This window comes from Rahnella sp. PD12R (genome assembly GCF_019200965.1).
GTDB lineage: Bacteria > Pseudomonadota > Gammaproteobacteria > Enterobacterales > Enterobacteriaceae > Rahnella > Rahnella laticis.
The window spans coordinates 460,872-481,342 of the sequence record NZ_JAHTMS010000002.1 but is presented as its reverse complement, the minus strand read 5'-3'; the positions used below and the strand labels follow the sequence as shown (position 1 = coordinate 481,342).

The window sequence follows — 20,471 nt, the reverse complement described above, 5'->3', positions numbered from 1 at the left end:
CCATGAATAACGATTTAGAGCAGTTCAGCGAAGAAAGGCTGGAAGGGTTTATTAATAGGCTGTCAGCTGGGAATATGAGAGACGCACCAAAATTGTTCGAGATGATTTCACTCGCCCGCATAGCCCTGGCAGCAAAGCAGGCCAAGCCGGTTGGCTTCGTAGGTAAGTCATACACAATGACTTATTTTATGCCGCCACAGGACTCCGGCGTTGAAATTGACGACTTAATCTACACCACCCCCCCCAACCAGCCCGTACAGAGCAGGTGCCAGATATGCTTGGCTTTGACCCAGCTCTGGCTGGTTCAGAGGCGACCGTTATCACAAACTATTTCACGCCGGATGGATGGGCGTTGGTTCCGATTGAGCCTACTCAGAAAATGGTTGATGCGCATGTTTTAGGTATGCAATCAGCAGGATTCAGCTGCGCTTACCTATATATGCTCGCCGCCGCCCCTAAACCGGAGAGTGAACTATGAAACAAATCCGAGCGCATGAGATTAAGCCCGGCGACTGCGTAACGGTTTTCTCAGTTGAATATTTTGTTCGCTATATCCGGTACCGAGGCGGCGAAATTGAGTTTTCATTGCAGCCCGCTTCCGAACCACTCTCACCGTTTACTTGCAATGATGTGATAGGCATTACTGTTCGATCTTCGCATATGGTGGATGTAGTCGAACCGGAGGGTAAATGATGCCCAATGTTTACTGCAAGGTGAGGTCAGCTACGCCTGACTGGCTGCGCATGATGTCATCACAGGAAAGGCTCTTTGCAAATAATTACGGTGAGTATCACGAGTTGCGAGAAATTGGCGAAAGATACCCGTGGATGGCCGAGTCAGCCATGAGGATGATTTCTGATGGCGAGCTTTACGTGCTCACCAATCCGAAGGCGGGAAGCGAGGTGACAAGTGGACAAACAAACGTTCTACCTACGAAGTGAAGATATCCGAAGAAACCTGATAGACCATCTCAAGAACATCCAGCTAGACCAGTCCAAACCTTTCGAAGTTGAAGTATCCCCTCCCAAAAGAACCCTCTCACAGAATCGGAAAATGTGGCCTCTGCTGCATGACCTTTCTGTGCAGGTCGTTTGGTTCGACCAGAAGTACGACGAGGAAGACTGGAAGGATTTAATCACCGCTCTGGTTGCAAAAACCAAGAAAGAAGAGCAGCGCACCGCTCCTGGCATTGGCGGCGGAGTTGTGATGTTCGGTCAGCGTACCAGCAAGATGCGCGTAGCTCAGATGGTAGAAGTCATTGAGGCTATCTACTGGTTTGGCACAGAGCATGGCGTCAAGTTCAGTGAAGAGTCCAAGTTGAACATCGAATGGGCAAATCGCTGGGGTGAATCAAACAAACTTAAGCAGGTGGCGTAATGACAGATAAATCGAATACACCAGCCGAGTACAAGGATGGTTGGCGAACCCCGCCGGAATTATTTTCAGCACTCAATGCGGAGTTCGGTTTCATCCTTGATGCCGCAGCAAGCGCAACAAATGCATTGTGCCAACACTTCATCACTGAAGAACAAAACACACTGGAAACCCCGTGGAACTCCGTCATGCCAAACATTCCCGGCTACGCATGGCTGAACCCTCCGTATAGCAATGTCACCCCGTTCGTTCAGAAGGCGGCGGCGGAGAATGCAGAACACTTCACCGGCTGCGTGATGCTTCTCAACGCCGACACGTCAGTAGGCTGGTTCCGTGAAGCAATATCTACCGCGCACGAAGTGAGATTCATCACTGGCGGCAGGCTGGCGTTTCTGAGCGCGGAAACTGGCAAGCCGGTATCTGGAAACAACAAAGGGCAGATGCTGATTATCTGGCATCCATGGCCTCGCACCCATTGCGAGATGAAAACTATCGATCGGGATGCGCTTCTGTCGTTTGGTGCGCGACTGATGAAGAGGGCGGCGTAATGGCTTATGTATCTCAAGCAAACATATCCAAAGAACTGGGTCGGGGTCGAGGCTCAAAAACTCCGTCGATATCATTTCGAATGACTAAATCTGGCTCAACTGGCTGTCGGGTCACAAAAGTTACTGGCCTGTATAGCGAGAGCATAGACATTCAAATCGACGAAGAGGAGTCAAAGCTACGCATCGGCAAGTCCGAAAACGCATACAAGGTAAGTGACCAAGGTTCTTTTTCGGTATCAAAGCGCGTTCTGCGGATGGTGGCTAAAGGCTCAAACTCATCTGTCAGGGTTGAGTTAGCTAAAGGCGATGACGGCTGGTGGTACGGCTCATATGGAGAGAAAGCATGAAAGATTATTCAGCAATGAGTGACTTTGATATTCAGCAGGCAGTGCTGCACGAAACGTGGGGAAAGCATCCAGTCAGGCTTCTTGGAAAAATGATGCTGGATATTCTGTTGAGCGACTATGACCCCTGCAACAACCCTGCAGACGCATGGCCGATTATTTATGGAAATCTAATCACCATCGAACCGGACTATGAATTTATTGACGAAAGTGAAGCTGAGGTTTTCCCTACCGGACTATGGATTGCAGAGCGGTCAGGTAATCATGAGTTTTTGCAGCATGTGAATGAATCACCCCTCCGCGCAGCAATGATTGTCTTTTTGCAAATGAAAGACGCGGAGAAATGCGATGGCTAAATCAACATGGTTCACTCACGAAATCATGTCCACCAAGCAAGCCAACGACCTCATCAAGCAGTACACCCTCCGAAACATCCAAACCTCAAAGCAACTATCCGCTGATTATCGCGGCTGGTACGTCTCTGCTTTGTTACCCGAATACAAGAATCAGCCAAGGCAGAGTTACGTCTGGCAGAACCCTATGTGGAGATAAACGTGAAGCTAACCAAAAAGCAGCGCTCAGAGTTGAGAGAAATGTTCGGCGGAAAGTGCGCATATTGCGGATGTGAATTACCGGAGAAGGGCTGGCACGCCGACCATGTTCAGGCTGTCATCAGAAAACTGGAATTTAGTGGTAGGCAGCCAAATGGAATGCGGAAAATTGTAGCCACCGGCGAGCACTTTAGGCCTGAAAATGACACGCATGAAAATCTATTCCCAGCGTGCGCACCATGCAATCTATTCAAAGCATCGTTCGACCTTGAATGCCTCAGGGAGCAAATAGCTCAGCAGGCAGAAAGGGCGCGTTTGTATAGCGTAAATTTCCGCACGGCGGAAAGGTTCGGTCAGGTGCGCATAACGGCAACGCCAATCGTTTTCTGGTTCGAAAAATACAGCGAGCAACTCAATGAAAACGCCGCCTGATGAACAACCAGTCTGCCAAGGCTGCGGCGTACCACTAAGCCCAGACGAAAAATTACTGCTGCGAAGACTGCACAGATTGGTGGGCGCTAAATGGAGTCGAGGTTTCTGAACATCTGAGGAGTGAGAGCGATGAGTAGAGTTATTATTTTAGTGATTGGCGATTCGGTAGAGTCCTTCGTGGGAATGCTTCGCGCCGGTCGTAGCGTTGATGTATCAAGCGCCTTCAGCCTTCCGAAAGAGGCCTACTTCTCTGTCGAGGCTAAAACTGAAAAACAAAGTGAGGCATGGCAAGAAAAACAAAGCCGTAATGCCGGATTTGCCCGCGCTAAACGAGCAGCCAAAAAGCGGGGTAGAGCAAGATGAAAGACCCGAGGCTACGCAAAGAGCCAAAGAAACCCAAACCGAAAATCTGCCCAATCTGCTCCACTGAATACACCCCCCGAAGTTCTCTCCAAAAAGTCTGCCACAACTACAAATGCGCTATCGCCTTCAACAAACAACGTGATGCTGAGATAGCAGAGCGTGAATCTCGCAAGCAGGAACGCATACAACGCGACGACTTGAAGAAGCGAAGGGAAAAGCTCAAGACAAAATCGGACTGGAACAAAGAGGCTCAGGTAGCGGTTAACAGGTTCATATTCTGGCGTGATTACGGTAAGCCATGCATAGCATGCGGTAAGCCACTTAATTACGGCGTTCGTGGCGGGGCAGTGGATGCCAGTCACTACCGGTCGAGAGGTTCAGCATCACACCTTCGCTTTTACACCTTCAACATCGCAGCAGGATGCGTCAGGTGCAATCGTGAGCTATCAGGCAACCTAATACCATTCCGCATAAACCTAATCGCACGTTACGGCGTTGAGCGCGTAGAGCGCATAGAGCACGACAACACTCCTCGTAAATTCGACATCCCATATCTTCAGCGCGTGAAAGCAATATTCACTCGCCGGGCTCGTCATTACGAAAAACTCCGTAAGCGATATCAGGAGGCCGCATGAGTATTCAAAACACCATTGCTCTACTCGAAATGTACATCCATCGCAGCGTGGCCGCAGTACGCACACCCTCCGGCATTGTCTTCATGGGTGCCAGAAACCTCAAGCTAAATGAGAAGAAAACTCTGCTGGCAATCCCTCAGAGCGAACTGGACGCAGCTATCAGGTGGCAGAAATGACCCAATACGACAAACACGAGCTATCCCGCCTCAACGAAGAAGAAAAGCAGCTCGAACAAAAGCTAAATCGTGTTCGTGAACAGCGCCGCGAAATCATCAACAGATCAGATGCCAATAAGGTGAAGGTATGAGTGACAAATTGCTGAAAGAGTTAGCCAGCTTTGCGCGTGAAACTCAGCTTAGAGGTAAGTGGGCTGTCGGAGCTAAGAAGATCACACCACGTCAACGCACTTGGACTCGCTACATGCTCATGAACTGGGGTTCGAAGCACAGAGGTAGCGAAGGGCCAGCGCGAGGCGCTATGAATATTCTAGGCCGCCTCATGTGGAATCAAGAATGGAACGCTGAGCAGGGTGAACGTATCCAGGTGATATTCTCAAACCTTGCTCAGCAGGGGTATTCAGGAGATGAGTTACTCAAAAAAGTGAAGGAGATATTTCTCCCTAAAAACTCCGGAGCCAGTGCCATTACTCTCGCCAAAGAAACAGATGACGCTGAATTCGTAGAAGCAGTTATTACAAAGACGCTATCAGTAAACAACCCTATTCGCGATGTAATGATTAGACACTATCGCGACCGCAAGTTACCGCAACTTATCTCTGAAGAGCTTTCAGCCAAGACAGGTATTGATCTGGAATCATCCCGTAGACGCGTCCGGTGGGCAGAAACAGCGGCTGAAGACATGCTTTTTTCTGCAATGATTGATGAAATGGAGAATGAAAAACTACATATTGCCGCTTAAATAGAAATATTTTATCTAATTAACTTGAACGCGACGCCGAACTATGCAAAAGTAGCTATGCTCGGACGTCGAAGGCGAAGAGCGGTGATTCAGGAAATAAGCGACAGCCCCTGAGTTATCGAAACTGCCGAATTGGTCACTTCGCCGTAAGGCTGGAACTCCAATCGAACTGGCTGAGAGGTCAGAATAAGAAGCCCTGCAGAAATGCGGGGCTTTTTGCTTTTAATCATTTTCTAAGCTTGGTGAAAATTCCTGAATCCCAAGTTGATGAGTGAGGCATATGTTAGCAACATCAAATTCTGAAAGTTGCTGATCAGTCAAAATCATGGCGTTTGCCTCCGCGTAAGTTTTCCTGCTTACGCTGAAGTGCCATAAGAGAGTTGACGTATCGAACGAGCATATTATTCCGCCTTGAGCATCAAGTATGTATGCGGCAGATTTAGGATCAAACCATTCAACGGATGGGTATAATTTATATTTGCAGTAGCCATTATCAAAAAGGTTTTGGAGCAAGTGTGGCGTGTCGAAGCTTTCCATTTTTAACTCCTAAGAAGTAGTTGTATTCAAAATCAAGTTATCACATCAGGTAAGAGCATTAGGCAGACGGCATTGTTTAGTTTCGGAGTAGCAATCGCGAAACGCCGCTATCAGTGTGACGACGCTCGTCAGTGCTCTTTCCGATGTGTTTTATGGGCGCTGACTCTCTGAAAGCAAACAAAAATGGTGGTAACTATGCTCATTCCTAATAATGGATTTTGGAGTACGGTAATGACCATTGAGTACGCACAGATACGAGAAAGGCGCGAACAAGTAGAACAGGCTAGGATTGACCGTCAGAATGTGGTTGTTAGCGAGGCGCAGGCGTTAGTAGAAGCTTATGAGGCATCGCTCAACCTTGAAAAGAACACCTGGCAAGACATAAAAGGCATTAGCATCCCGTATGTTATGGCAGGTAGGGTGTATGACGAACAACACTTCAAGCGCTGCGCTCTCAATACTATTGAACTAAACAACGACTACAGCCTTAGCTTTTCCATTAGCACTGTTATAGATGATTCTCCTCGTGGTGGTGCTTTGTCACGCGTGGATATCAATCTCTCAATTAAAGATGGAAATGGGACTGTTGGCGTTTCATTAGAGCCCAATGGGAGAAAGAAGATATTTGATATAGCAGCGACGGAAAACAAATATAAAGACGTATGTGAAGAAATAAAACTTCGCGTCCTTATGTCGGTAAATGATGAGAATTTAATTTTCGAAGAAGATAAAAGCTTCTAGAAGATAGGAAAAACTTTAAGGCTGCCTTCGGGTGGCCTTTTTTATTACCCAAATTTAGAGCCCGACCAATCAGTCACCTCACCCTCATGAAACCATGCGGTCGAGGCTCTATTCCTATGACTATTAACCAGCAACACGTCTGGCGACTCCATTCAAAAGGTGGCTTTATGCCAGAAAAAGACCCAAACAACTACGCAGCCATTAGTTGGCTGATCGTCGTTGGCCTCTCCGCATGGGGAGGGATAGTGAGGTACCTGATGGATATTAAATCGAACAAAACTCAGTGGAGTTGGGCTGCGGCCTTAGCTCAGATAGCGGTATCCAGTTTCACCGGTTTAATTGGTGGGCTGGTAAGTCAGGAAACACACGCAAGTCAGAACATGACGTATGTGTGCGCCGGACTCTGCGGAGCTATGGGTAGCGTTGCTTTGACTTACTTCTGGGATCGCTTCTTTGGTGTATCAACCCCTCCGAAGGTCTAACTATGAACCAGTCCCAATTTATGGCTGCTGCCAATATCACGGCTGATCTGGCTGTCCGCTGGTTCAACCCGCTTGTTTCTGCAATGAAAGAGTTTGGTATCGACACGCCAAAACGTCAGGCTGCGTTCATTGCACAAATTGGCACTGAGTCTGCTGGATTTAAACAGTTGTCCGAATCGTTCAACTACTCAGTCGCAGGTCTGGCAGTATTCGGAACGCGACTGACAGCTGCGCAGCGTGAACAGTTGGGACGTGGTAATGGCGAATTGGCGCTATCACCGGCACGACAGCAAGCCATCGCCAATATTGTTTACGGTGGAAGATACGGAAACACTCAGCCAGGTGATGGATATAAATTTCGTGGTCGTGGCCTGAAGCAGGTCACTTTCCATGATAACTATCTGGTTTGCGGAAAAGTGTTGGGACTGGACTTGATTGCAAATCCTGACCTGCTGACACAAGACATTCCCGCTGCTCGTTCTGCTGGGTGGTTCTGGCAAGCTAACGGATGCAATGCCTTTGCAGACTCCGGGGACTTCACCGGGCTAACCAAAAGAATTAATGGCGGTTTCAACGGCCTTGCTGATAGGCAAGCACGCTTAAAAATTGCGGAGAAGGTTCTATGCGCTTAGTAGAGAACTGGAAGCAGTGCTGGAAATGGTTTTCCGTCCATACCATCCTTATTTTAGGCATCCTTCCAACGGTTTGGGTAACTCTTCCTCCTGACCTGAAATCATATATTCCTCCATCAATGATGGGTGTGATTACTGCGGTTATTGCCGTCAGTGGGGTTGTTGGCCGCCTGACAGACCAGAGTAAAAAACCATGATTGCCATCCTGCTGAAATACTGGAAGCCGGTATTGGCCGTGTTATTTATCCTGGCACTCGATGCAGGTAGTTATTTCAAAGGTTACGACTCAGCAAATACTTCATGGCAACTCAAATGGAGTGAGCGCGATAAGGCTGACGCCATTGCACTCGCTCAGCGAGAAGCTGCAGTGCGAGCGGAAGAACAACGTAAGCAGGGTGAAATCGATGCGATATCAACAGATGCCCAGAAAAAGATTGATGCTGCTCACGGTGACGCTGCCGTTGCTGCTTCTACAGCTGACAGCCTGCACAAACAGGCAGACAAGCTTGCCGCCAGACTTTCAGAGCGTGAAAGAGCCTGCAAACCCTCAACTGCCGGAGCAGGCCAAACAACTACCAGCGGATCCACTGTGCTTGCCGAGTTGTTCCGCCGCGCTGACGAAAGAGCAACAAAGCTGGCAGACATTGCTGACCAGTCAAGAGTCAGGGGATTAGCGTGTGAATCCTCATACGCAGCATTGAGCGCAAAGAAATGAAGAAACTTATCGCATGGCTCAAAAGCCTATTCATCAAGGAAACCATCATGTCCGAACCATTAGTTGATGCCGTAGCAGACCCGCAACCAGTTGTTGAAAACGTAGCAGCAGACGTTCAACCAGCAGCGCCGGTTGTAGCAGTGACTTCTCCCCTGGATGCCGAAAAATCTGCATTCGCCAATTTTGTGGCATTTGTAGAACACGGTATTGAGAAGCTCGGTAGCGAAGCGGAAGCAGAGCTGGTCGCGCTGGCTAAGAAATACCTGTAACACCATCACCAAATATTAAGAGGTCGCCAATCGGCGGCCTTTTTTTATGCCCGCAAGAAAAACCGTGCCATGCCCGGCATATCCAAATCACAGAGCCTTCTGGAAACAAGCCTCGGAGAAACGCCGTTTAGGTGGTGACCTCTCTGTGGGCGTCGTTTCTGGGCAACGAGGCTTGCTTCCAAAAGGAACACACAATGCAATATCCAACGGTAATCGTGAATGGCGTTTCTGTTCGAGTGGATAGTGAAGGTCGCTATAACCTGAATGACTTGCACGCCGCCGCAGTAATTAAAGGTGAGGCTACAGAGTCGCAGCGGCCAAGTAAGTTCATCCGCAGTGCCGCAATTAAGAGGTTTGTCCGCGCGCTTGATAGCAGAGGACAAAAAAGTCCTCTGGAACAATATCAGTCACTTAGAGTCATTAACGGTGGTATGGAACAAGGTGTCTGGGGTGTGGAGTTGCTCGCCATAAGATATGCAGCCTGGATAAACCCAGAGTTTGAAATCAGCGTTTATGAAACTTTCCGTGAGGCCGTCTTGAGCGGAATTGGAAATATGACGCGGCTCAACCGACTAGATCTTCTGATTGCCAATGAGACGAAGGCAGTAAGTGAAAGCGCACGCACGATGAATCGCTGGGGCGTAGGTGGTCGCAAGCAGATGCTCAACGAGACCCGTGAAAACATCATTGAGCAGATGGATCCAGACATGGTCGCCATAATGCAGGGGAAAGCAGCATGACAGAGGCAACGAAACTAAATATCGACGTATCAGTAAAGACTCATTACCCAAATGAACAGCAGATTCAGAAAGTCATAGAAGATGTTATTGCCAGCCATATCGGTGAAAAATGGGGAGAGGACATGCTGAATACGATGCGCAAAGAAATAATCGCCAGAATATTGCCAGCAATCAGTTATCAGGTTGTCATCCATGATCGCGGACAGCCGCATCACATTGACATCAAATTCTGATGAATGCCTGTCATTACAAAGCGTCTGTATGACGGGCGCTTGATAATGACGCATTCCCCTCGACAAGGGATTAGGTGTGCAACCTATGCAGGAGGTGATCACATCTCGGCAGCCGGAAAGACGGAAGTGGCACATTAACTGCGTGAGCCGTGATGAATGCTGCGAAACCTCATTAATGCGAGTAGCCCCGTCTCGCCTCCATCCATGTTAGCTATGACACATCTCCTCACTGTAGAGCGCATGGGCTTCTGGATAACGGAGAATGCCCCGAAATTACCGGTCATAGCAGCCAAAGCAAGCTGTGGCAGAAGAATTGTGACATCCAAGAAGGTAACCATGGCACTGAAAGCGACGAAAGAACTCAAGGTGCCGCTATATGGCGTACGCGTGATGATCTTCTCTACCAAAGTGGCTGGAGACAAGTTCCTCGGCTACGAGAGCATCGATACAAATTACTCAGCCATGGTAAGCGTCCTTCAGTGCTCAAAAGGCATTGACTACATCGCCATCACCTTCAGAACTTTAGAAGACTATTGCAGCGAGACATTGACCCATGAATGCGTACACGCAGCATGGAGAGTTCTTGAACTCGTTGGCATCAAAGTATCGGTTGATAACCAAGAGCCTCTCGCCTATCTGGCAGGCTGGCTATCTCGCCAGGTGAACAACTTCATGATGAACCACATAGATGCTCAACAGCAGCCGAAGGATTAAAAAATGACCAAACCAGATTGGGAGGCCATCGAATCGGCGTACCGAGCTGGTTCTTTGTCTATCCGGGCAATTGCAGAAAAGCATGGTGTGAGTGATACCGCCATCCGCAAGAAAGCAACACTTCACAATTGGCAGCGCGACCTTACCGAGAAGGTAAAGACGGCCACCAAATTAAAGCTTGTTCGCACAGAGGTTCGCAATGACGGTTCGCAGTCAAAGGTGCGAACTGATGAAGAAATCGTTGATGAAGCATCAGATGCAACCGCCGAGTTAGTACTCAGCCACCGAGAGGGGTTGAGGGGCTGGCGAGAAATTACGAACAAGCTTAGAGAGTTTGTTGAAGACACCGTCATCACCACTGAGAATCACGCTTCAATGGCTCGCACAATCGCGGCCGGTGTTGATGCTCAAATCAAAGTGATCGCAGCAGAGCGCAAGGCTTACAACCTCGATACTGACGAAGGAAACAAATCAGTCGATAACATCTCTGACCTGATGGATTCACTGTCTCAGGGGGCGTAATGAAACCTGAGCACCTCAAGTTGTTGGCTGATAAAGACTGGCGATTGAATAATCTCTATTGGATCACCGATAAAGAAGGCAAGCCGGTTCGCTTCAGGATGACACCTGAGCAGCGCGAATACTTCGAAGGTATCCACACCCGAAACATCATTCTCAAAGCTCGTCAGCTCGGCTTCACGACTGAGGTTTGTATCATTCAGCTGGATGCAGCGCTGTTTGAGTCTGCTAAGTGCGCCCTGATCGCCCACACGTTGAACGACGCTAAGCGACTATTCCGTGAAAAGGTGAGATACGCCTACGACAAATTACCCGACGAGATTAAAGCCGCTAACCAGGCCAGTAACGACTCTGCGGGCGAGTTGGTATTCAAGAAGGGTGGATCACTCTACGTCAGTACCTCATTTCGTGGCGGAACGCTGCGCTACCTGCACGTGTCAGAGTTCGGCAAGATATGCGCTAAGTATCCAGACAAAGCCCGTGAGATTGTTACAGGCGCATTTGAGGCCGTATCAACCGGATGCTTTGCCACTATCGAGAGCACTGCTGAAGGTCGAGCCGGTTACTTCTTCGATTACTGCCAGACAGCAGAGAAAGCACAGCTACAGGGTAAGAGATTATCCGCTCTCGACTGGAAATTCTTTTTCTTCTCCTGGTGGAAAAATCCGCTGTATGCAATCGACCCGGTAGAGGCTTTACCGCAGCGCCTGATTGATTACTTCGGCGAGATGGAAGCCAAGCACGACGTTCACCTTAATGAGCGTCAGAAAGCTTGGTACTTCGCCAAAGAGAAGACGCTCGGCGATGACATGAAGCGGGAATACCCAACCATACCCGCAGAGGCATTCCAGCAATCAGTTGAAGGCGCTTACTACGCTCAGCAATTCCGTTTCCTCTATACCAACAAGCGGGTCGGAACGCTGCCTGAAAACTCACACCTTCCCGTTCACACGTTCTGGGATATCGGTGTAGGTGACTCTACGGCTATCTGGTTCGTGCGTGAAGTGGGTGAAGAGTTCCACGTTATCGACTACTACGAAAACTCCGGTGAAGGCCTGAGGCACTATATGAAGGTGCTGAAAGATCGTGGCTACAACTATGCCCAGCATTGGGGGCCACACGATATAGAGAACCGTGAGTTCGGTTCTGATGCTAAGTCACGTAAGCAGCTCGCCAAAGAAGGTTATGAAATCGACGGTCAGAATTACTCAATGACCTTCACTGTCGTGCCAAAAGTTGGCGTTGATACGGGCATAGAGTCAGTGCGTGAAATTCTGCCTCGTTGCGTTTTCGATGCGGCCAAATGCGAAGTCGGTATATCGCACCTCGAAGGCTACCGGAAAGAGTGGGACGACAAACGCGGCTGCTGGAAAGACAAACCTCTTCATGACTTCACGTCTCACGGCGCTGATGCCTTCCGTTACTTCGCCGCAGCCAAAAACAACAAGAAACCAATCAAAACCACGGTTCGCCCATTCACTGCTTAATTGGATAAAAAAATGACTGATGACGTTCGTAAAAGGTCAGCAAAAATCGAGGCCATCGCCACGTGTTGGCCGATGATTACTGCCTTACTCGGCGGCACACCAGCAATGCGGCAGGCAGGCAAGATATATTTGCCACAATGGCCGAATGAAGACGAAGGGTTTTACAAAAACAGGAAAGATACGGCGACGCTGTTCCCAGCTTTCCCACGCACGGTTGAGGTGTTGAGCGGGAAGCCGTTTTCCCGTCCGATCACAACCGGCGATGACGTCCCTAAAAACATTCAAGTTATGTTCGACGACATCGACCTGCAAGGCACTAACCTGCATAGCTTCCTGGCTAACGCTTGCGAGGCGGCTCTCGGCTACGGCATTGCTGGCATACTGGTTGATTATCCTCACTCAGAGGGCGTAAAAACCATCGCTGAAGAAAAGGCGCTAGGTCTCCGGCCTTACTTTGTGAAAATTGATGCTGAATGCCTGTTGGATTTCCAATCTAAGCGTATCAACGGTCTTGAGACGATCACCAAACTCCGGTTTGTTGAGATGGTCGCCGAAACATCACCTGAAAACGAGTTCAAGGAAGAAACTATTGAGCAAGTGCGCGTTCTGGACATTGGCCGGTGGCGGACATACCGAAAGAAAGAAGACCCACAAACGCGAGAAGTGAAGTGGCTGCTCCATGAAGAAGGCAAAACAAGCCTGAACAAGATCCCTTTCGTGCCGATTTACGGCGAGAAGATAGGCTTCATGCGCTCACGGCCACCGATGGCAGAACTTGCCTACCTGAACGTTGAACACTGGCAAACGAAAAGCGACCAGCAGACGATTCTTCATGTTGCTCGCGTGCCGATTCTTTTCGGCAAAGGCATGGACAGCGATCAGGATATAACTGTAGGGGCAGCAAGTGCCGTAATTTCTGACAAAGACGACGCTGACCTGAAATATGTCGAGCACTCAGGCAAGGCTATCGAATCAGGCCGACTTTATATTCTCGACCTTGAAGACAAGATGCGTCAGATCGGCGCAGAATTGCTCGTCGTGAAGCCAGGGCGAATCACCGTAGCCCAGACAATGGCAGAAGACGAATCAGGCACCTGTGCATTGCAGCGTATTGTTGGCGACTTGCAGGATGCCGCAAATCAGGCGCTTCAGTTGCTCGCCGACTGGATTAAGGAGCCACAAGGTGGACATATCTCTATCTTCCGTGACTTCGGCGCAGCAACGCTTGCAGAAGCTTCAGCCGACATCCTGATTGAGATGAATGTCGCCGGCACCCTGTCCAATGAAACCCTGTTCACCGAAATTCAGCGCCGAGGGATGATTAGTCCCGAAGTGAAATGGAAGGAAGAGCAGGAGAAAATCAAATCGCAGCCGCCTAAGCCAGGAACCACTCAGCTCAGCGCGTAAATCACTTAATTACCCCATATCAGCCCATGCATAACGCGTGGGCTTTTTTATTGCTGAAATCTGCGGATGCAGGCCAGCGCAACGAGTCGGATGGCTCACGAAATAAGGTTGGATGACCAGTATGAAACTGAAACTCGACGAACAAGGCCATGTAGTTGTTCAAGATGGCAAGCCTGTATACGTGCATGACGATGGCAAAGAAGTGGCTTTCGATGCGGTTGGTACTGTAGCGACAATTTCACGCCTTAACGGTGAAGCCAAATCACACCGAGAACGCGCTGAAACTGCTGAAACAGCACTGAAATCCTTTGACGGGATTGCAGACCCTGCGGCAGCGAAAAAAGCTCTCGAAACCCTGAAAAATTTCGATGACAAAAAACTGGTGGATGCCGGTGAAGTCGAAAAGGTCAAGCTTGAGGCTATCAAAGCTGTTGAGGAAAAATACGCACCTGTCCTGAAAGAGCGTGATGACCTGAATGCAGCATTGGTAAACGAAAAGGTCGGCGGCAGCTTCTCCCGCTCCAAGTTCATCACCGAAAAACTCGCAATTCCGTTCGATCTGGCAGAAGCGCGTTTCGGTAGCAATTTCAAACTTGAAGGTGGCGAAGTCGTCGCATACGACAAAGCAGGCAACAAACTGTTCAGCCGCAGCAATCCTGGTGAAGTCGCGAAGTTTGATGAAGCCATGGAAATCCTCGTCGAGCATTACCCGTACAAAGACCAAATCCTCAAAGGCACCGGCTCATCCGGTTCAGGTGCTCAAGGCGGTGGCGGTAGTGGTTCGGGCGCTAAAACAATTACACGCTCCCAGTTTGAATCACTGAGTCCGCAAGAACAAAGCGCTCAGGCGATTGCTGGTGTTCAAATTACCGATTAATAGGAATCAAATTCGATGTCCAATACCTTAACCAGCCTTATTCCAGACCTGTACGCATCATTGGACGTCGTGTCCCGCGAACTGTCTGGCTTTATTCCATCCGTAACCATGGATGCCACAGCAGAACGCGCTTCTCTTAATCAGGCGATCCGCATTCCAATCACTCCAGCTGCACCTGCTGAAAACGTCTCACCTGGTCAGTTACCACCTGATGACGGTGATCAGGTTATTAGCAACATCCCGTTCTCAATCACCAAATCCCGCATGGTTCCATTCCGCTGGACTGGTGAAGAACAGAAAGGCGTTATCACCGGGCCAGGCTATGCAAATATCCGCCGCGACCAGATTTCCCAAGCGATGCGTACTCTGGTTAACGAAATTGAAGTGGACTTGGGCAACCTCGCTTTCCTGTCGTCTCGTGCGTCAGGCACTGCGGGCACAACTCCGTTTGCAACCAATCTCGGCGACACTGCTCAGGTGCGTAAAATCCTCTCTGATAACGGTGCTCCGCTGAGCGACCTGCAATGCGTCATCGATACCACCTCCGGTGCGTCACTGCGTACTCTGGCTCAATTGACCAAAGCGAACGAAGCCGGTACTACCGCACTTCGTGCTCAGGGTACGTTGCTGGAGTTGCACGGCTTCACCATTCGTGAGTCTGCTGGCGTGGCATCACATACGCCGGGCACCGGTGCAAACTATGTAACTAATGGTGCGCTTGCTGTTGGCGCAACCACAATCCCTGCACAGACTGGTACCGGAACATTTCTGGCTGGTGACGTTGTGACTATCGGCGCATACAAATATGTCGTTACCACAGCTCTCTCTGGTGGTTCATTCACCATCGGCGCTCCTGGTCTCCGCGCAGCGGTAGCAACTGGCTCAACCATCACTGGCGTGTCGGCGTTCACTGCTAACTTCGCGTTCAGTCGCTCTGCGATTGTTCTGGCAACTCGTGCTCCTGCACTGCCGGAAGAAGGCGATATGGCTGATGACCGCATCATGATCCAAGACCCGCGTACCGGCATGGCGTTCGAAGTCTCCATGTACAAACAGTATCGTCGCGTTCGCTACGAAATTGCTGCTGCTTGGGGCTGCCAGAACATCAAGCCTGCTCACACTGCAATCCTGCTGGGTTAATCAAGCCTGCCGCTGGGCAACTGGCGGCGCTTTAATTTTGGAGATTCAATATGGCTAAGAAAGCTGATGGCACCGATGACGGCCAGCCAGAAATCGTATTTGTAACGATGGTTCGTGACGCTGCCGTTCATCCGGCACCGCACGAAGCACAAGTGCACCCAGACGAAGTGAAGAACTATTACTCCGGCGGCTGGTTAGAGAAGAAAGACGAGGCGAAATAATGCTAACCGATCAGCAAATGGCAGACGTGAGGCGATATGTCGGCTATCCGATGCTTGGCGATACCGTTGCTGATAATAGCCGCGATTTCGCCTACGGCTGGGTGTCTCCCGGCACCTGGCAAACTCTATACCACCGCCTGATTAGTCTGAGGCCAGAAGAGGAAACGATAGTTGTTAATTATTTAACGACAATTGCGACCTTAGAAGTCGCAGTGACCGATTCAAGCGACAATCTGGACACTGATCAGGCCGCCGTCTGGTATCACAACAAAAATGAAGTGAATGACCGGATGAAGCTTTACAACCTCTGGCGACGCCAGCTGTGTGCCTTCATCGGGTTGGCTCCGGGGCCATCTCTCGGTCAGGGCGGAACACGGCTGATAAGGGGCTGATATGGACGCAGCAAAGCTGAGAAACAAAGTCTATATCGGCTATGGTAAGGCAGCACAGAGGATTGGCTATGTGGCTCAGCAGTTCAGGGCTACCAGCGCATTCAATCCCATGCAAACCACGCCATTACAGTCGCTTCATGCCTCATTCACTACTAACTTTACCTACAGCGCACCGAACAAATACGGGCAGGCCACATGGCTTGGAGTATTTGACGGGCGACAGTTTGTTGTCGGTGATTTTCTCTCAAATTCTGAGGACGGTGTGTTCTTCGTGGCCGCAATGCAAACGACTTTGCCCATCTACTGCGTTCAGTGTAACCGGACTATTTCGGTGCTGAGAACCAGTCAGTCGGATGCCGGTGGTGTGGTCGAGTACGGCGGGACAACAGCGGAAAACGAAGTCGCTCTGATGACTGGGTGGCCTGCAAGCATCCTGAATGGCACGAAGGGCGAGAAATTACCGGTCAACCTGCCAGCAGATGCGAAAACGCCGTGGTATCTCCTACTGTTCCCGTCTTACGGCGACATTATCCTGCGAACGAGTGACATCATCACAGATGACATCGGGCGCAGATACGTAGTTTCCAGCGCTGAACTCACTGATATGGGATGGCGTGTAACTGCCATGCAAGGTTTGGTGTGATATGGCTGACCAATCAGACGTAATGAACCTGCTGGCTGCCAAGGCGGCGGCAGTGGCTTACCCAAACGGAACCGGCGCACCGAGCATTACCGGCGCAATCGTCAAAGTTTACCCAGGCTGGCCGGTTCCGAATAAGTTGCAAACTGACATCAACGCAGGCGGCGTGCATATTTCCATTTACCCGCTACCTACAGAGAAGAAAGTGAGCGTGACGCTAGGTCGGCCATACCGAGTTATCACAACGGGAACGCCAACGTTGGTTGCTACCGTGTCAGGGCATGCCGTCACATTCAGCGGTGCAGTTTCAACACCCACAAACGTCTATTTCCTGATTGATAAAACCGGATATCACTACTCAGTGCAAAGCAATGACACGCTGACGACTATTGCAACGGCAATGGCAATTCAGATAGCCGGGGCAACGAGTGTCGGAGCTGTCGTGACAATCCCAAACGGAAATTCAATCGTAGCTCGTACTGGTGGTATCGGCACGGCAGCCAGAGAGCTACGCAGACAGGTGAAAGACTTCCAGATAACCATTTGGTCGCCTACGCCAGCGCTACGCGACAAGGTAGCCTCGGCTCTCGATATAGCCCTATCAGAAGAGAGCAATATTTCACTCTCTGACGGAGCGCCGGCCTACATGGTTTACACCCGATCATTTCAGTCCGACGCCAGCGAGAACTATCTCGTCTACCGCCGTGACTTTGTTTACACGGTGAATTACGCAACAACTCAAACAATCGATGCCGCTCAGGTCGTCGCGCCTGTCATGCATATTGCAGACACATCAAACAACCCCATCAAAACAATTCTGGAGTAAACCATGGCAGATTCTGACGATTTGGCACCCGCTGCCACTTCAACCGTAACGAGCGCATCGAACAAAGGGCTTGGCTTTATCCTGGTCGTTCGCCACGCCTTTGCCGATTATCAAATCGGTGAAGAGATTACGGACGCAGCGCTGATTAAAGAGATTGTCGAAGGTGAGCAGGCTGTATACGTGATTAAACGCGCCGCTTAAATCCTCTCCCTAAATTCACATCAGAACCCGCCTTGAGCGGGTTTTTTATTGGAGTAAAAACATGCCGATTTATCAAGCTGGCAGTTTAAATACGACGGCGCTCACGGCTCCTGATTTGTACGTTCAGGTGGTGGCTCCGAAAACCCGCTATATCAACGGCGTTGCCACTGATGGTCTCGGTATTGTAGGGATTGGCAGTTGGGGGCCGGTAAACAGCGCTTACCTCATCGGTTCAGCTAACGATCAGGCTCAATATCTCGGCGCTCAGCAAGTGCGGAAATATGACCTTTCCACGGCAGTCGCCATTTCTTTGCAACTCGGCGCGACAAACATCAATGCCGTGCGCGTCACTGATGGTACAGATGTTGCAGCAAGCATCCCGCTTAAAGATGTGGCCACCACCCCGGTAACAGGTGCAACGCTTACAGCCATCTACACCGGCACGCGTGGTAACACGATGCAGGCAGCGATTACGGCTGGCACCGCGAACAACACGTTCAAGCTGACGATTAATCTGCCAGGTCAAAGTGCGGAAGTGTTCGACAATATCGCCGGTACCGGTGCAACGCTCTGGGCGAATCTGGTCAGTGCGGTGAACAACGGCCAAACCAGCGTGCGCGGTGCAAGTCAGTTGGCCGTAGCAACAATCGGCACGAGTACAGCCCTGCCAAACGTGTCGCAGACCTATACCCTGACCGGCGGTACAGACGGTGTAGCTACAATTACCGATACCGTGTTGCTCGGCACGGACGGGACAAGTACAACCCGCAAGGGGATGTATGCGCTGCGCGGCACTAACTCGCAGGTCATCAACCTTATTGATCTGACCGATACCACATCGTGGCCTACCATGGCGACTTTTGCGATGGCTGAAGGCTCTTATGTGATCGGGCAGGGCGCTGCTGGTACCACGTATGCAGCACTGGCAACCTTGCTTAATACCGCAGGTGTGGACAGCTATGGATTTAAGGCAATTGTCGGCGACTGGCCTTACTGGAAAGATACGGTTAATGGCATCAATCGCATGATTGCACCGGCAACCTTTGAGGCTGCCAATATCGCGTCACGTGCTCCACACATCTCAACGCTGAACAAGTCCATCAGCACAGTGGTTTCAACGCAGCGCAATTTGGCTAACCAGCCTTATTCAATCGCTGAAATCGGCGCGATTAACTCAGCGCGTTTAGATGTCATCACCAACCCATGTCCGGGCGGTAATTACTACGGCATGCGGTCAGGTCGAAATACCAGCTCTCTGAGCACGACCAACGATGACACTTATACCCGCATGACCAACTATCTGGCACTCACCCTTGCAGCAAGCTTCGGCGATGTTGTAGGCCAAGACCAGACAGCTGACCTGCGCCGTGAGACAAAAAGCACTATCGAGTCGTTCCTGTCGAACCTTGAACTGCAAGGCATGATTGGTGACCCTAATGGTGGCCCTGCGTTTTCTGTGAAATTGGACGCATCAAACAACCCAGACTCACAAGTCGCGCTGGGCTACATGATCGCCGACGTGCAGGTCAAATACCTCAACGTGGTTCGCTACTTCCTGATTAACCTGGAAGGCGGCGGCAGCGTCTCCGTAACAGTATCTAACTCATAATCCCCTAAGCCCGCTTCGGCGGGTTTTTTATTCGGAGAAATAACATGCCGCAGAATGGTTACACATTAGGCCGCGACATCGCCGTCGACATTACAACGGCAAATGGGCCGATTCGCATTCCGGTAATCATCAGTTTTGATGCAAAACCGAAAGTAAACAGCATCGAAGTGATCCCGCTTAACGGACAAACCGATGAGTTGCTCATCCCGAAAAACTGGGGTGGGACAATTGAGGCTGAGCGTCAAGACGCAACCTTGGACGCGTATTGGGCTCAATTTGAAGCAGATTACTACAACGGCATTGAACGACTGCCGGGGACGATCACTGAAACTATCACAGAAGCCAACGGCTCCGTTTCTGTTTGGCGTTATCAGAAAGTGCAACTCCATTTCACTGACCCTGGCAAAAAAGAAGGCGACAAAACTGTACGCCAGACAATGACATTTACCGCTACTCGTCGAGTTCAAGTAGCTTAATAAGGGAATAAAATGGCTAATTTAAAAGTGCATCAGAATCCAGAAGAAAAAGCGCCGGTTGTTGCGGAAGAAAAACCAAATCAGATCACCGATTCTAAAGGCCGCGTTATTAAATTTCGCGAACTTAACCCGCTGCAAGAATCCAGACTGACGTGTGCGGTGGGTGCTGAATATGCGCTCAATGTTATGTACATGAACATGTATGTGTTCCCAGTGGCTTCGGTAGAGAGTCTGGATGGCGATGATTGCCCAGTGCCGGCAAATAGCAAGCAGGTAGAGAGCATGCTGGTGATGCTTGGCAAGGAAGGTATGGCTGCCGTAAATAAGTACCTGCGCAGCAAAGGTGAAGCCGATGCAGAGAAAGAGGCTGCTGCGCAGGATAAAGCAGCAAAAAACTAGCCCAGAACCCCGCTTTCGTTAATCAGTGCCACTTGATGAAAAACGGGGT

35 protein-coding genes are annotated in these 20,471 nt (G+C 50.1%); 34 read left to right on the top strand and 1 reads right to left on the bottom strand.

Annotated features, from left to right (window positions below; all coding sequences use genetic code 11):
* Window positions 1-2 precede the first annotated feature (2 nt).
* From KWG64_RS06240 to KWG64_RS06190, 12 genes are all read left to right on the top strand, one after another.
* A complete protein-coding gene (locus KWG64_RS06240) occupies window positions 3-401 on the top strand; it encodes a hypothetical protein (RefSeq protein ID WP_218521280.1) in 399 nt (132 codons plus the stop codon).
* 508 nt (window positions 402-909) lie between these two features.
* Window positions 910-1,377, top strand: coding sequence for a recombination protein NinB (locus tag KWG64_RS06235; protein ID WP_218521279.1), 468 nt, complete (start codon window positions 910-912; stop codon window positions 1,375-1,377).
* Window positions 1,377-1,922, top strand: a complete 546-nt coding sequence (locus KWG64_RS06230) for a phage N-6-adenine-methyltransferase (RefSeq protein WP_218521278.1) — start codon at window positions 1,377-1,379, stop codon at window positions 1,920-1,922. Before KWG64_RS06235 ends, KWG64_RS06230 begins: the two co-directional genes overlap by 1 nt.
* A complete protein-coding gene (locus tag KWG64_RS06225; RefSeq protein WP_195812708.1) occupies window positions 1,922-2,269 on the top strand; it encodes a hypothetical protein in 348 nt (115 codons plus the stop codon). The genes KWG64_RS06230 and KWG64_RS06225 overlap by 1 nt, the downstream gene beginning before the upstream one ends.
* A complete protein-coding gene (locus tag KWG64_RS06220; protein WP_218521277.1) occupies window positions 2,266-2,622 on the top strand; it encodes a phage protein NinX family protein in 357 nt (118 codons plus the stop codon). The genes KWG64_RS06225 and KWG64_RS06220 overlap by 4 nt, the downstream gene beginning before the upstream one ends.
* Window positions 2,615-2,818 carry a hypothetical protein gene (locus KWG64_RS06215; protein ID WP_218521276.1) on the top strand — a complete coding sequence of 68 codons (204 nt, stop codon included), beginning with the start codon at window positions 2,615-2,617 and terminating at the stop codon, window positions 2,816-2,818. The genes KWG64_RS06220 and KWG64_RS06215 overlap by 8 nt, the downstream gene beginning before the upstream one ends.
* A 2-nt stretch (window positions 2,819-2,820) precedes the next feature.
* Window positions 2,821-3,249, top strand: coding sequence for an HNH endonuclease (locus KWG64_RS06210; protein WP_218521275.1), 429 nt, complete (start codon window positions 2,821-2,823; stop codon window positions 3,247-3,249).
* A gap of 129 nt (window positions 3,250-3,378) precedes the next feature.
* Window positions 3,379-3,612: a hypothetical protein gene (locus KWG64_RS06205; protein WP_218521274.1), complete on the top strand. Its 234-nt coding sequence runs from the start codon at window positions 3,379-3,381 to the stop codon at window positions 3,610-3,612.
* Window positions 3,609-4,247, top strand: coding sequence for a recombination protein NinG (locus tag KWG64_RS06200; RefSeq protein WP_218521273.1), 639 nt, complete (start codon window positions 3,609-3,611; stop codon window positions 4,245-4,247). The genes KWG64_RS06205 and KWG64_RS06200 overlap by 4 nt, the downstream gene beginning before the upstream one ends.
* Window positions 4,244-4,423: a hypothetical protein gene (locus KWG64_RS06195; protein ID WP_218521272.1), complete on the top strand. Its 180-nt coding sequence runs from the start codon at window positions 4,244-4,246 to the stop codon at window positions 4,421-4,423. The genes KWG64_RS06200 and KWG64_RS06195 overlap by 4 nt, the downstream gene beginning before the upstream one ends.
* Window positions 4,420-4,554, top strand: coding sequence for a hypothetical protein (locus tag KWG64_RS25615; RefSeq protein WP_255562101.1), 135 nt, complete (start codon window positions 4,420-4,422; stop codon window positions 4,552-4,554). Before KWG64_RS06195 ends, KWG64_RS25615 begins: the two co-directional genes overlap by 4 nt.
* Entirely contained in the window at window positions 4,551-5,165 is a 615-nt protein-coding gene (locus tag KWG64_RS06190; RefSeq protein ID WP_255562100.1) for a hypothetical protein, read from the top strand. The genes KWG64_RS25615 and KWG64_RS06190 overlap by 4 nt, the downstream gene beginning before the upstream one ends.
* Window positions 5,166-5,387: 222 nt before the next feature.
* Here the strand turns inward: KWG64_RS06190 and KWG64_RS06185 are convergent, their stop codons facing one another.
* The gene (locus tag KWG64_RS06185) at window positions 5,388-5,702 is read right to left on the bottom strand and encodes a hypothetical protein (RefSeq protein WP_218521271.1); all 315 of its coding nucleotides are present in this window, start codon (window positions 5,700-5,702) and stop codon (window positions 5,388-5,390) included.
* A 195-nt stretch (window positions 5,703-5,897) separates the two neighbouring features.
* Between KWG64_RS06185 and KWG64_RS06180 the strand changes: the two genes are divergently transcribed.
* The 22 genes from KWG64_RS06180 to KWG64_RS06075 all read left to right on the top strand — a co-directional run bounded on the left by KWG64_RS06180 (window position 5,898) and on the right by KWG64_RS06075 (window position 20,422).
* Window positions 5,898-6,443, top strand: coding sequence for a hypothetical protein (locus KWG64_RS06180; protein ID WP_218521270.1), 546 nt, complete (start codon window positions 5,898-5,900; stop codon window positions 6,441-6,443).
* 167 nt (window positions 6,444-6,610) lie between these two features.
* A complete protein-coding gene (locus KWG64_RS06175) occupies window positions 6,611-6,925 on the top strand; it encodes a phage holin family protein (RefSeq protein WP_218521388.1) in 315 nt (104 codons plus the stop codon).
* A 2-nt stretch (window positions 6,926-6,927) separates the two neighbouring features.
* Window positions 6,928-7,557 carry a glycoside hydrolase family 19 protein gene (locus KWG64_RS06170; RefSeq protein WP_218521269.1) on the top strand — a complete coding sequence of 210 codons (630 nt, stop codon included), beginning with the start codon at window positions 6,928-6,930 and terminating at the stop codon, window positions 7,555-7,557.
* Window positions 7,548-7,754: a hypothetical protein gene (locus tag KWG64_RS06165; RefSeq protein WP_218521268.1), complete on the top strand. Its 207-nt coding sequence runs from the start codon at window positions 7,548-7,550 to the stop codon at window positions 7,752-7,754. The genes KWG64_RS06170 and KWG64_RS06165 overlap by 10 nt, the downstream gene beginning before the upstream one ends.
* Window positions 7,751-8,272 carry a DUF2514 family protein gene (locus KWG64_RS06160; RefSeq protein ID WP_218521267.1) on the top strand — a complete coding sequence of 174 codons (522 nt, stop codon included), beginning with the start codon at window positions 7,751-7,753 and terminating at the stop codon, window positions 8,270-8,272. The genes KWG64_RS06165 and KWG64_RS06160 overlap by 4 nt, the downstream gene beginning before the upstream one ends.
* Window positions 8,269-8,541, top strand: a complete 273-nt coding sequence (locus KWG64_RS06155; protein WP_218521266.1) for an Ig domain protein group 1 domain protein — start codon at window positions 8,269-8,271, stop codon at window positions 8,539-8,541. The genes KWG64_RS06160 and KWG64_RS06155 overlap by 4 nt, the downstream gene beginning before the upstream one ends.
* Before the next feature lie 194 nt (window positions 8,542-8,735).
* Entirely contained in the window at window positions 8,736-9,281 is a 546-nt protein-coding gene (locus KWG64_RS06150; protein WP_218521265.1) for a KilA-N domain-containing protein, read from the top strand.
* Window positions 9,278-9,514 (top strand): hypothetical protein, encoded by a 237-nt coding sequence (locus KWG64_RS06145; protein WP_218521264.1) that lies wholly within the window; start codon window positions 9,278-9,280, stop codon window positions 9,512-9,514. The genes KWG64_RS06150 and KWG64_RS06145 overlap by 4 nt, the downstream gene beginning before the upstream one ends.
* 336 nt (window positions 9,515-9,850) lie before the next feature.
* Window positions 9,851-10,228 (top strand): hypothetical protein, encoded by a 378-nt coding sequence (locus tag KWG64_RS06140; RefSeq protein ID WP_218521263.1) that lies wholly within the window; start codon window positions 9,851-9,853, stop codon window positions 10,226-10,228.
* Between the two features lie 3 nt (window positions 10,229-10,231).
* A complete protein-coding gene (locus KWG64_RS06135; protein WP_218521262.1) occupies window positions 10,232-10,750 on the top strand; it encodes a hypothetical protein in 519 nt (172 codons plus the stop codon).
* The gene (locus KWG64_RS06130) at window positions 10,750-12,234 is read left to right on the top strand and encodes a terminase (protein ID WP_218521261.1); all 1,485 of its coding nucleotides are present in this window, start codon (window positions 10,750-10,752) and stop codon (window positions 12,232-12,234) included. Before KWG64_RS06135 ends, KWG64_RS06130 begins: the two co-directional genes overlap by 1 nt.
* Window positions 12,235-12,246: 12 nt before the next feature.
* Complete coding sequence (locus tag KWG64_RS06125) at window positions 12,247-13,641, top strand: DUF4055 domain-containing protein (protein WP_255562099.1); 1,395 nt, start codon at window positions 12,247-12,249, stop codon at window positions 13,639-13,641.
* 121 nt (window positions 13,642-13,762) lie between these two features.
* Window positions 13,763-14,518: a DUF6651 domain-containing protein gene (locus KWG64_RS06120; RefSeq protein WP_218521260.1), complete on the top strand. Its 756-nt coding sequence runs from the start codon at window positions 13,763-13,765 to the stop codon at window positions 14,516-14,518.
* A gap of 15 nt (window positions 14,519-14,533) precedes the next feature.
* A complete protein-coding gene (locus KWG64_RS06115; RefSeq protein ID WP_218521259.1) occupies window positions 14,534-15,658 on the top strand; it encodes a P22 phage major capsid protein family protein in 1,125 nt (374 codons plus the stop codon).
* Between the two features lie 50 nt (window positions 15,659-15,708).
* The gene (locus KWG64_RS06110) at window positions 15,709-15,879 is read left to right on the top strand and encodes a hypothetical protein (RefSeq protein ID WP_218521258.1); all 171 of its coding nucleotides are present in this window, start codon (window positions 15,709-15,711) and stop codon (window positions 15,877-15,879) included.
* On the top strand, window positions 15,879-16,271 hold the full coding sequence (locus tag KWG64_RS06105) for a hypothetical protein (protein ID WP_218521257.1): 393 nt from the start codon (window positions 15,879-15,881) through the stop codon (window positions 16,269-16,271). Before KWG64_RS06110 ends, KWG64_RS06105 begins: the two co-directional genes overlap by 1 nt.
* Before the next feature lies 1 nt (window position 16,272).
* Entirely contained in the window at window positions 16,273-16,914 is a 642-nt protein-coding gene (locus KWG64_RS06100) for a hypothetical protein (RefSeq protein WP_218521256.1), read from the top strand.
* A 1-nt stretch (window position 16,915) separates the two neighbouring features.
* On the top strand, window positions 16,916-17,737 hold the full coding sequence (locus tag KWG64_RS06095) for a hypothetical protein (RefSeq protein WP_218521255.1): 822 nt from the start codon (window positions 16,916-16,918) through the stop codon (window positions 17,735-17,737).
* 3 nt (window positions 17,738-17,740) lie between these two features.
* A complete protein-coding gene (locus KWG64_RS06090) occupies window positions 17,741-17,938 on the top strand; it encodes a hypothetical protein (protein ID WP_218521254.1) in 198 nt (65 codons plus the stop codon).
* 61 nt (window positions 17,939-17,999) lie between these two features.
* Entirely contained in the window at window positions 18,000-19,547 is a 1,548-nt protein-coding gene (locus KWG64_RS06085) for a phage tail protein (RefSeq protein ID WP_218521253.1), read from the top strand.
* Window positions 19,548-19,591: 44 nt separating this feature from the next.
* Window positions 19,592-20,023, top strand: coding sequence for a hypothetical protein (locus tag KWG64_RS06080; RefSeq protein WP_218521252.1), 432 nt, complete (start codon window positions 19,592-19,594; stop codon window positions 20,021-20,023).
* 12 nt (window positions 20,024-20,035) lie between these two features.
* Complete coding sequence (locus KWG64_RS06075) at window positions 20,036-20,422, top strand: hypothetical protein (RefSeq protein WP_218521251.1); 387 nt, start codon at window positions 20,036-20,038, stop codon at window positions 20,420-20,422.
* Window positions 20,423-20,471: the final 49 nt, after the last annotated feature.

What these genes read in the sequence shown, in the direction of transcription:
- KWG64_RS06240 (WP_218521280.1), top strand. Translation starts at nt 3, where the DNA reads ATGAATAACGATTTAGAGCAGTTCAGCGAAGAAAGGCTGGAAGGGTTT.
- KWG64_RS06230 (WP_218521278.1), top strand. Translation starts at nt 1,377, where the DNA reads ATGACAGATAAATCGAATACACCAGCCGAGTACAAGGATGGTTGGCGA.
- KWG64_RS06225 (WP_195812708.1), top strand. Translation starts at nt 1,922, where the DNA reads ATGGCTTATGTATCTCAAGCAAACATATCCAAAGAACTGGGTCGGGGT.
- KWG64_RS06220 (WP_218521277.1), top strand. Translation starts at nt 2,266, where the DNA reads ATGAAAGATTATTCAGCAATGAGTGACTTTGATATTCAGCAGGCAGTG.
- KWG64_RS06215 (WP_218521276.1), top strand. Translation starts at nt 2,615, where the DNA reads ATGGCTAAATCAACATGGTTCACTCACGAAATCATGTCCACCAAGCAA.
- KWG64_RS06205 (WP_218521274.1), top strand. Translation starts at nt 3,379, where the DNA reads ATGAGTAGAGTTATTATTTTAGTGATTGGCGATTCGGTAGAGTCCTTC.
- KWG64_RS06200 (WP_218521273.1), top strand. Translation starts at nt 3,609, where the DNA reads ATGAAAGACCCGAGGCTACGCAAAGAGCCAAAGAAACCCAAACCGAAA.
- KWG64_RS06195 (WP_218521272.1), top strand. Translation starts at nt 4,244, where the DNA reads ATGAGTATTCAAAACACCATTGCTCTACTCGAAATGTACATCCATCGC.
- KWG64_RS25615 (WP_255562101.1), top strand. Translation starts at nt 4,420, where the DNA reads ATGACCCAATACGACAAACACGAGCTATCCCGCCTCAACGAAGAAGAA.
- KWG64_RS06190 (WP_255562100.1), top strand. Translation starts at nt 4,551, where the DNA reads ATGAGTGACAAATTGCTGAAAGAGTTAGCCAGCTTTGCGCGTGAAACT.
- KWG64_RS06185 (WP_218521271.1), bottom strand. Translation starts at nt 5,702, where the DNA reads ATGGAAAGCTTCGACACGCCACACTTGCTCCAAAACCTTTTTGATAAT.
- KWG64_RS06180 (WP_218521270.1), top strand. Translation starts at nt 5,898, where the DNA reads ATGCTCATTCCTAATAATGGATTTTGGAGTACGGTAATGACCATTGAG.
- KWG64_RS06175 (WP_218521388.1), top strand. Translation starts at nt 6,611, where the DNA reads ATGCCAGAAAAAGACCCAAACAACTACGCAGCCATTAGTTGGCTGATC.
- KWG64_RS06170 (WP_218521269.1), top strand. Translation starts at nt 6,928, where the DNA reads ATGAACCAGTCCCAATTTATGGCTGCTGCCAATATCACGGCTGATCTG.
- KWG64_RS06165 (WP_218521268.1), top strand. Translation starts at nt 7,548, where the DNA reads ATGCGCTTAGTAGAGAACTGGAAGCAGTGCTGGAAATGGTTTTCCGTC.
- KWG64_RS06160 (WP_218521267.1), top strand. Translation starts at nt 7,751, where the DNA reads ATGATTGCCATCCTGCTGAAATACTGGAAGCCGGTATTGGCCGTGTTA.
- KWG64_RS06155 (WP_218521266.1), top strand. Translation starts at nt 8,269, where the DNA reads ATGAAGAAACTTATCGCATGGCTCAAAAGCCTATTCATCAAGGAAACC.
- KWG64_RS06150 (WP_218521265.1), top strand. Translation starts at nt 8,736, where the DNA reads ATGCAATATCCAACGGTAATCGTGAATGGCGTTTCTGTTCGAGTGGAT.
- KWG64_RS06145 (WP_218521264.1), top strand. Translation starts at nt 9,278, where the DNA reads ATGACAGAGGCAACGAAACTAAATATCGACGTATCAGTAAAGACTCAT.
- KWG64_RS06140 (WP_218521263.1), top strand. Translation starts at nt 9,851, where the DNA reads ATGGCACTGAAAGCGACGAAAGAACTCAAGGTGCCGCTATATGGCGTA.
- KWG64_RS06135 (WP_218521262.1), top strand. Translation starts at nt 10,232, where the DNA reads ATGACCAAACCAGATTGGGAGGCCATCGAATCGGCGTACCGAGCTGGT.
- KWG64_RS06130 (WP_218521261.1), top strand. Translation starts at nt 10,750, where the DNA reads ATGAAACCTGAGCACCTCAAGTTGTTGGCTGATAAAGACTGGCGATTG.
- KWG64_RS06125 (WP_255562099.1), top strand. Translation starts at nt 12,247, where the DNA reads ATGACTGATGACGTTCGTAAAAGGTCAGCAAAAATCGAGGCCATCGCC.
- KWG64_RS06120 (WP_218521260.1), top strand. Translation starts at nt 13,763, where the DNA reads ATGAAACTGAAACTCGACGAACAAGGCCATGTAGTTGTTCAAGATGGC.
- KWG64_RS06115 (WP_218521259.1), top strand. Translation starts at nt 14,534, where the DNA reads ATGTCCAATACCTTAACCAGCCTTATTCCAGACCTGTACGCATCATTG.
- KWG64_RS06110 (WP_218521258.1), top strand. Translation starts at nt 15,709, where the DNA reads ATGGCTAAGAAAGCTGATGGCACCGATGACGGCCAGCCAGAAATCGTA.
- KWG64_RS06105 (WP_218521257.1), top strand. Translation starts at nt 15,879, where the DNA reads ATGCTAACCGATCAGCAAATGGCAGACGTGAGGCGATATGTCGGCTAT.
- KWG64_RS06100 (WP_218521256.1), top strand. Translation starts at nt 16,273, where the DNA reads ATGGACGCAGCAAAGCTGAGAAACAAAGTCTATATCGGCTATGGTAAG.
- KWG64_RS06095 (WP_218521255.1), top strand. Translation starts at nt 16,916, where the DNA reads ATGGCTGACCAATCAGACGTAATGAACCTGCTGGCTGCCAAGGCGGCG.
- KWG64_RS06090 (WP_218521254.1), top strand. Translation starts at nt 17,741, where the DNA reads ATGGCAGATTCTGACGATTTGGCACCCGCTGCCACTTCAACCGTAACG.
- KWG64_RS06085 (WP_218521253.1), top strand. Translation starts at nt 18,000, where the DNA reads ATGCCGATTTATCAAGCTGGCAGTTTAAATACGACGGCGCTCACGGCT.
- KWG64_RS06080 (WP_218521252.1), top strand. Translation starts at nt 19,592, where the DNA reads ATGCCGCAGAATGGTTACACATTAGGCCGCGACATCGCCGTCGACATT.
- KWG64_RS06075 (WP_218521251.1), top strand. Translation starts at nt 20,036, where the DNA reads ATGGCTAATTTAAAAGTGCATCAGAATCCAGAAGAAAAAGCGCCGGTT.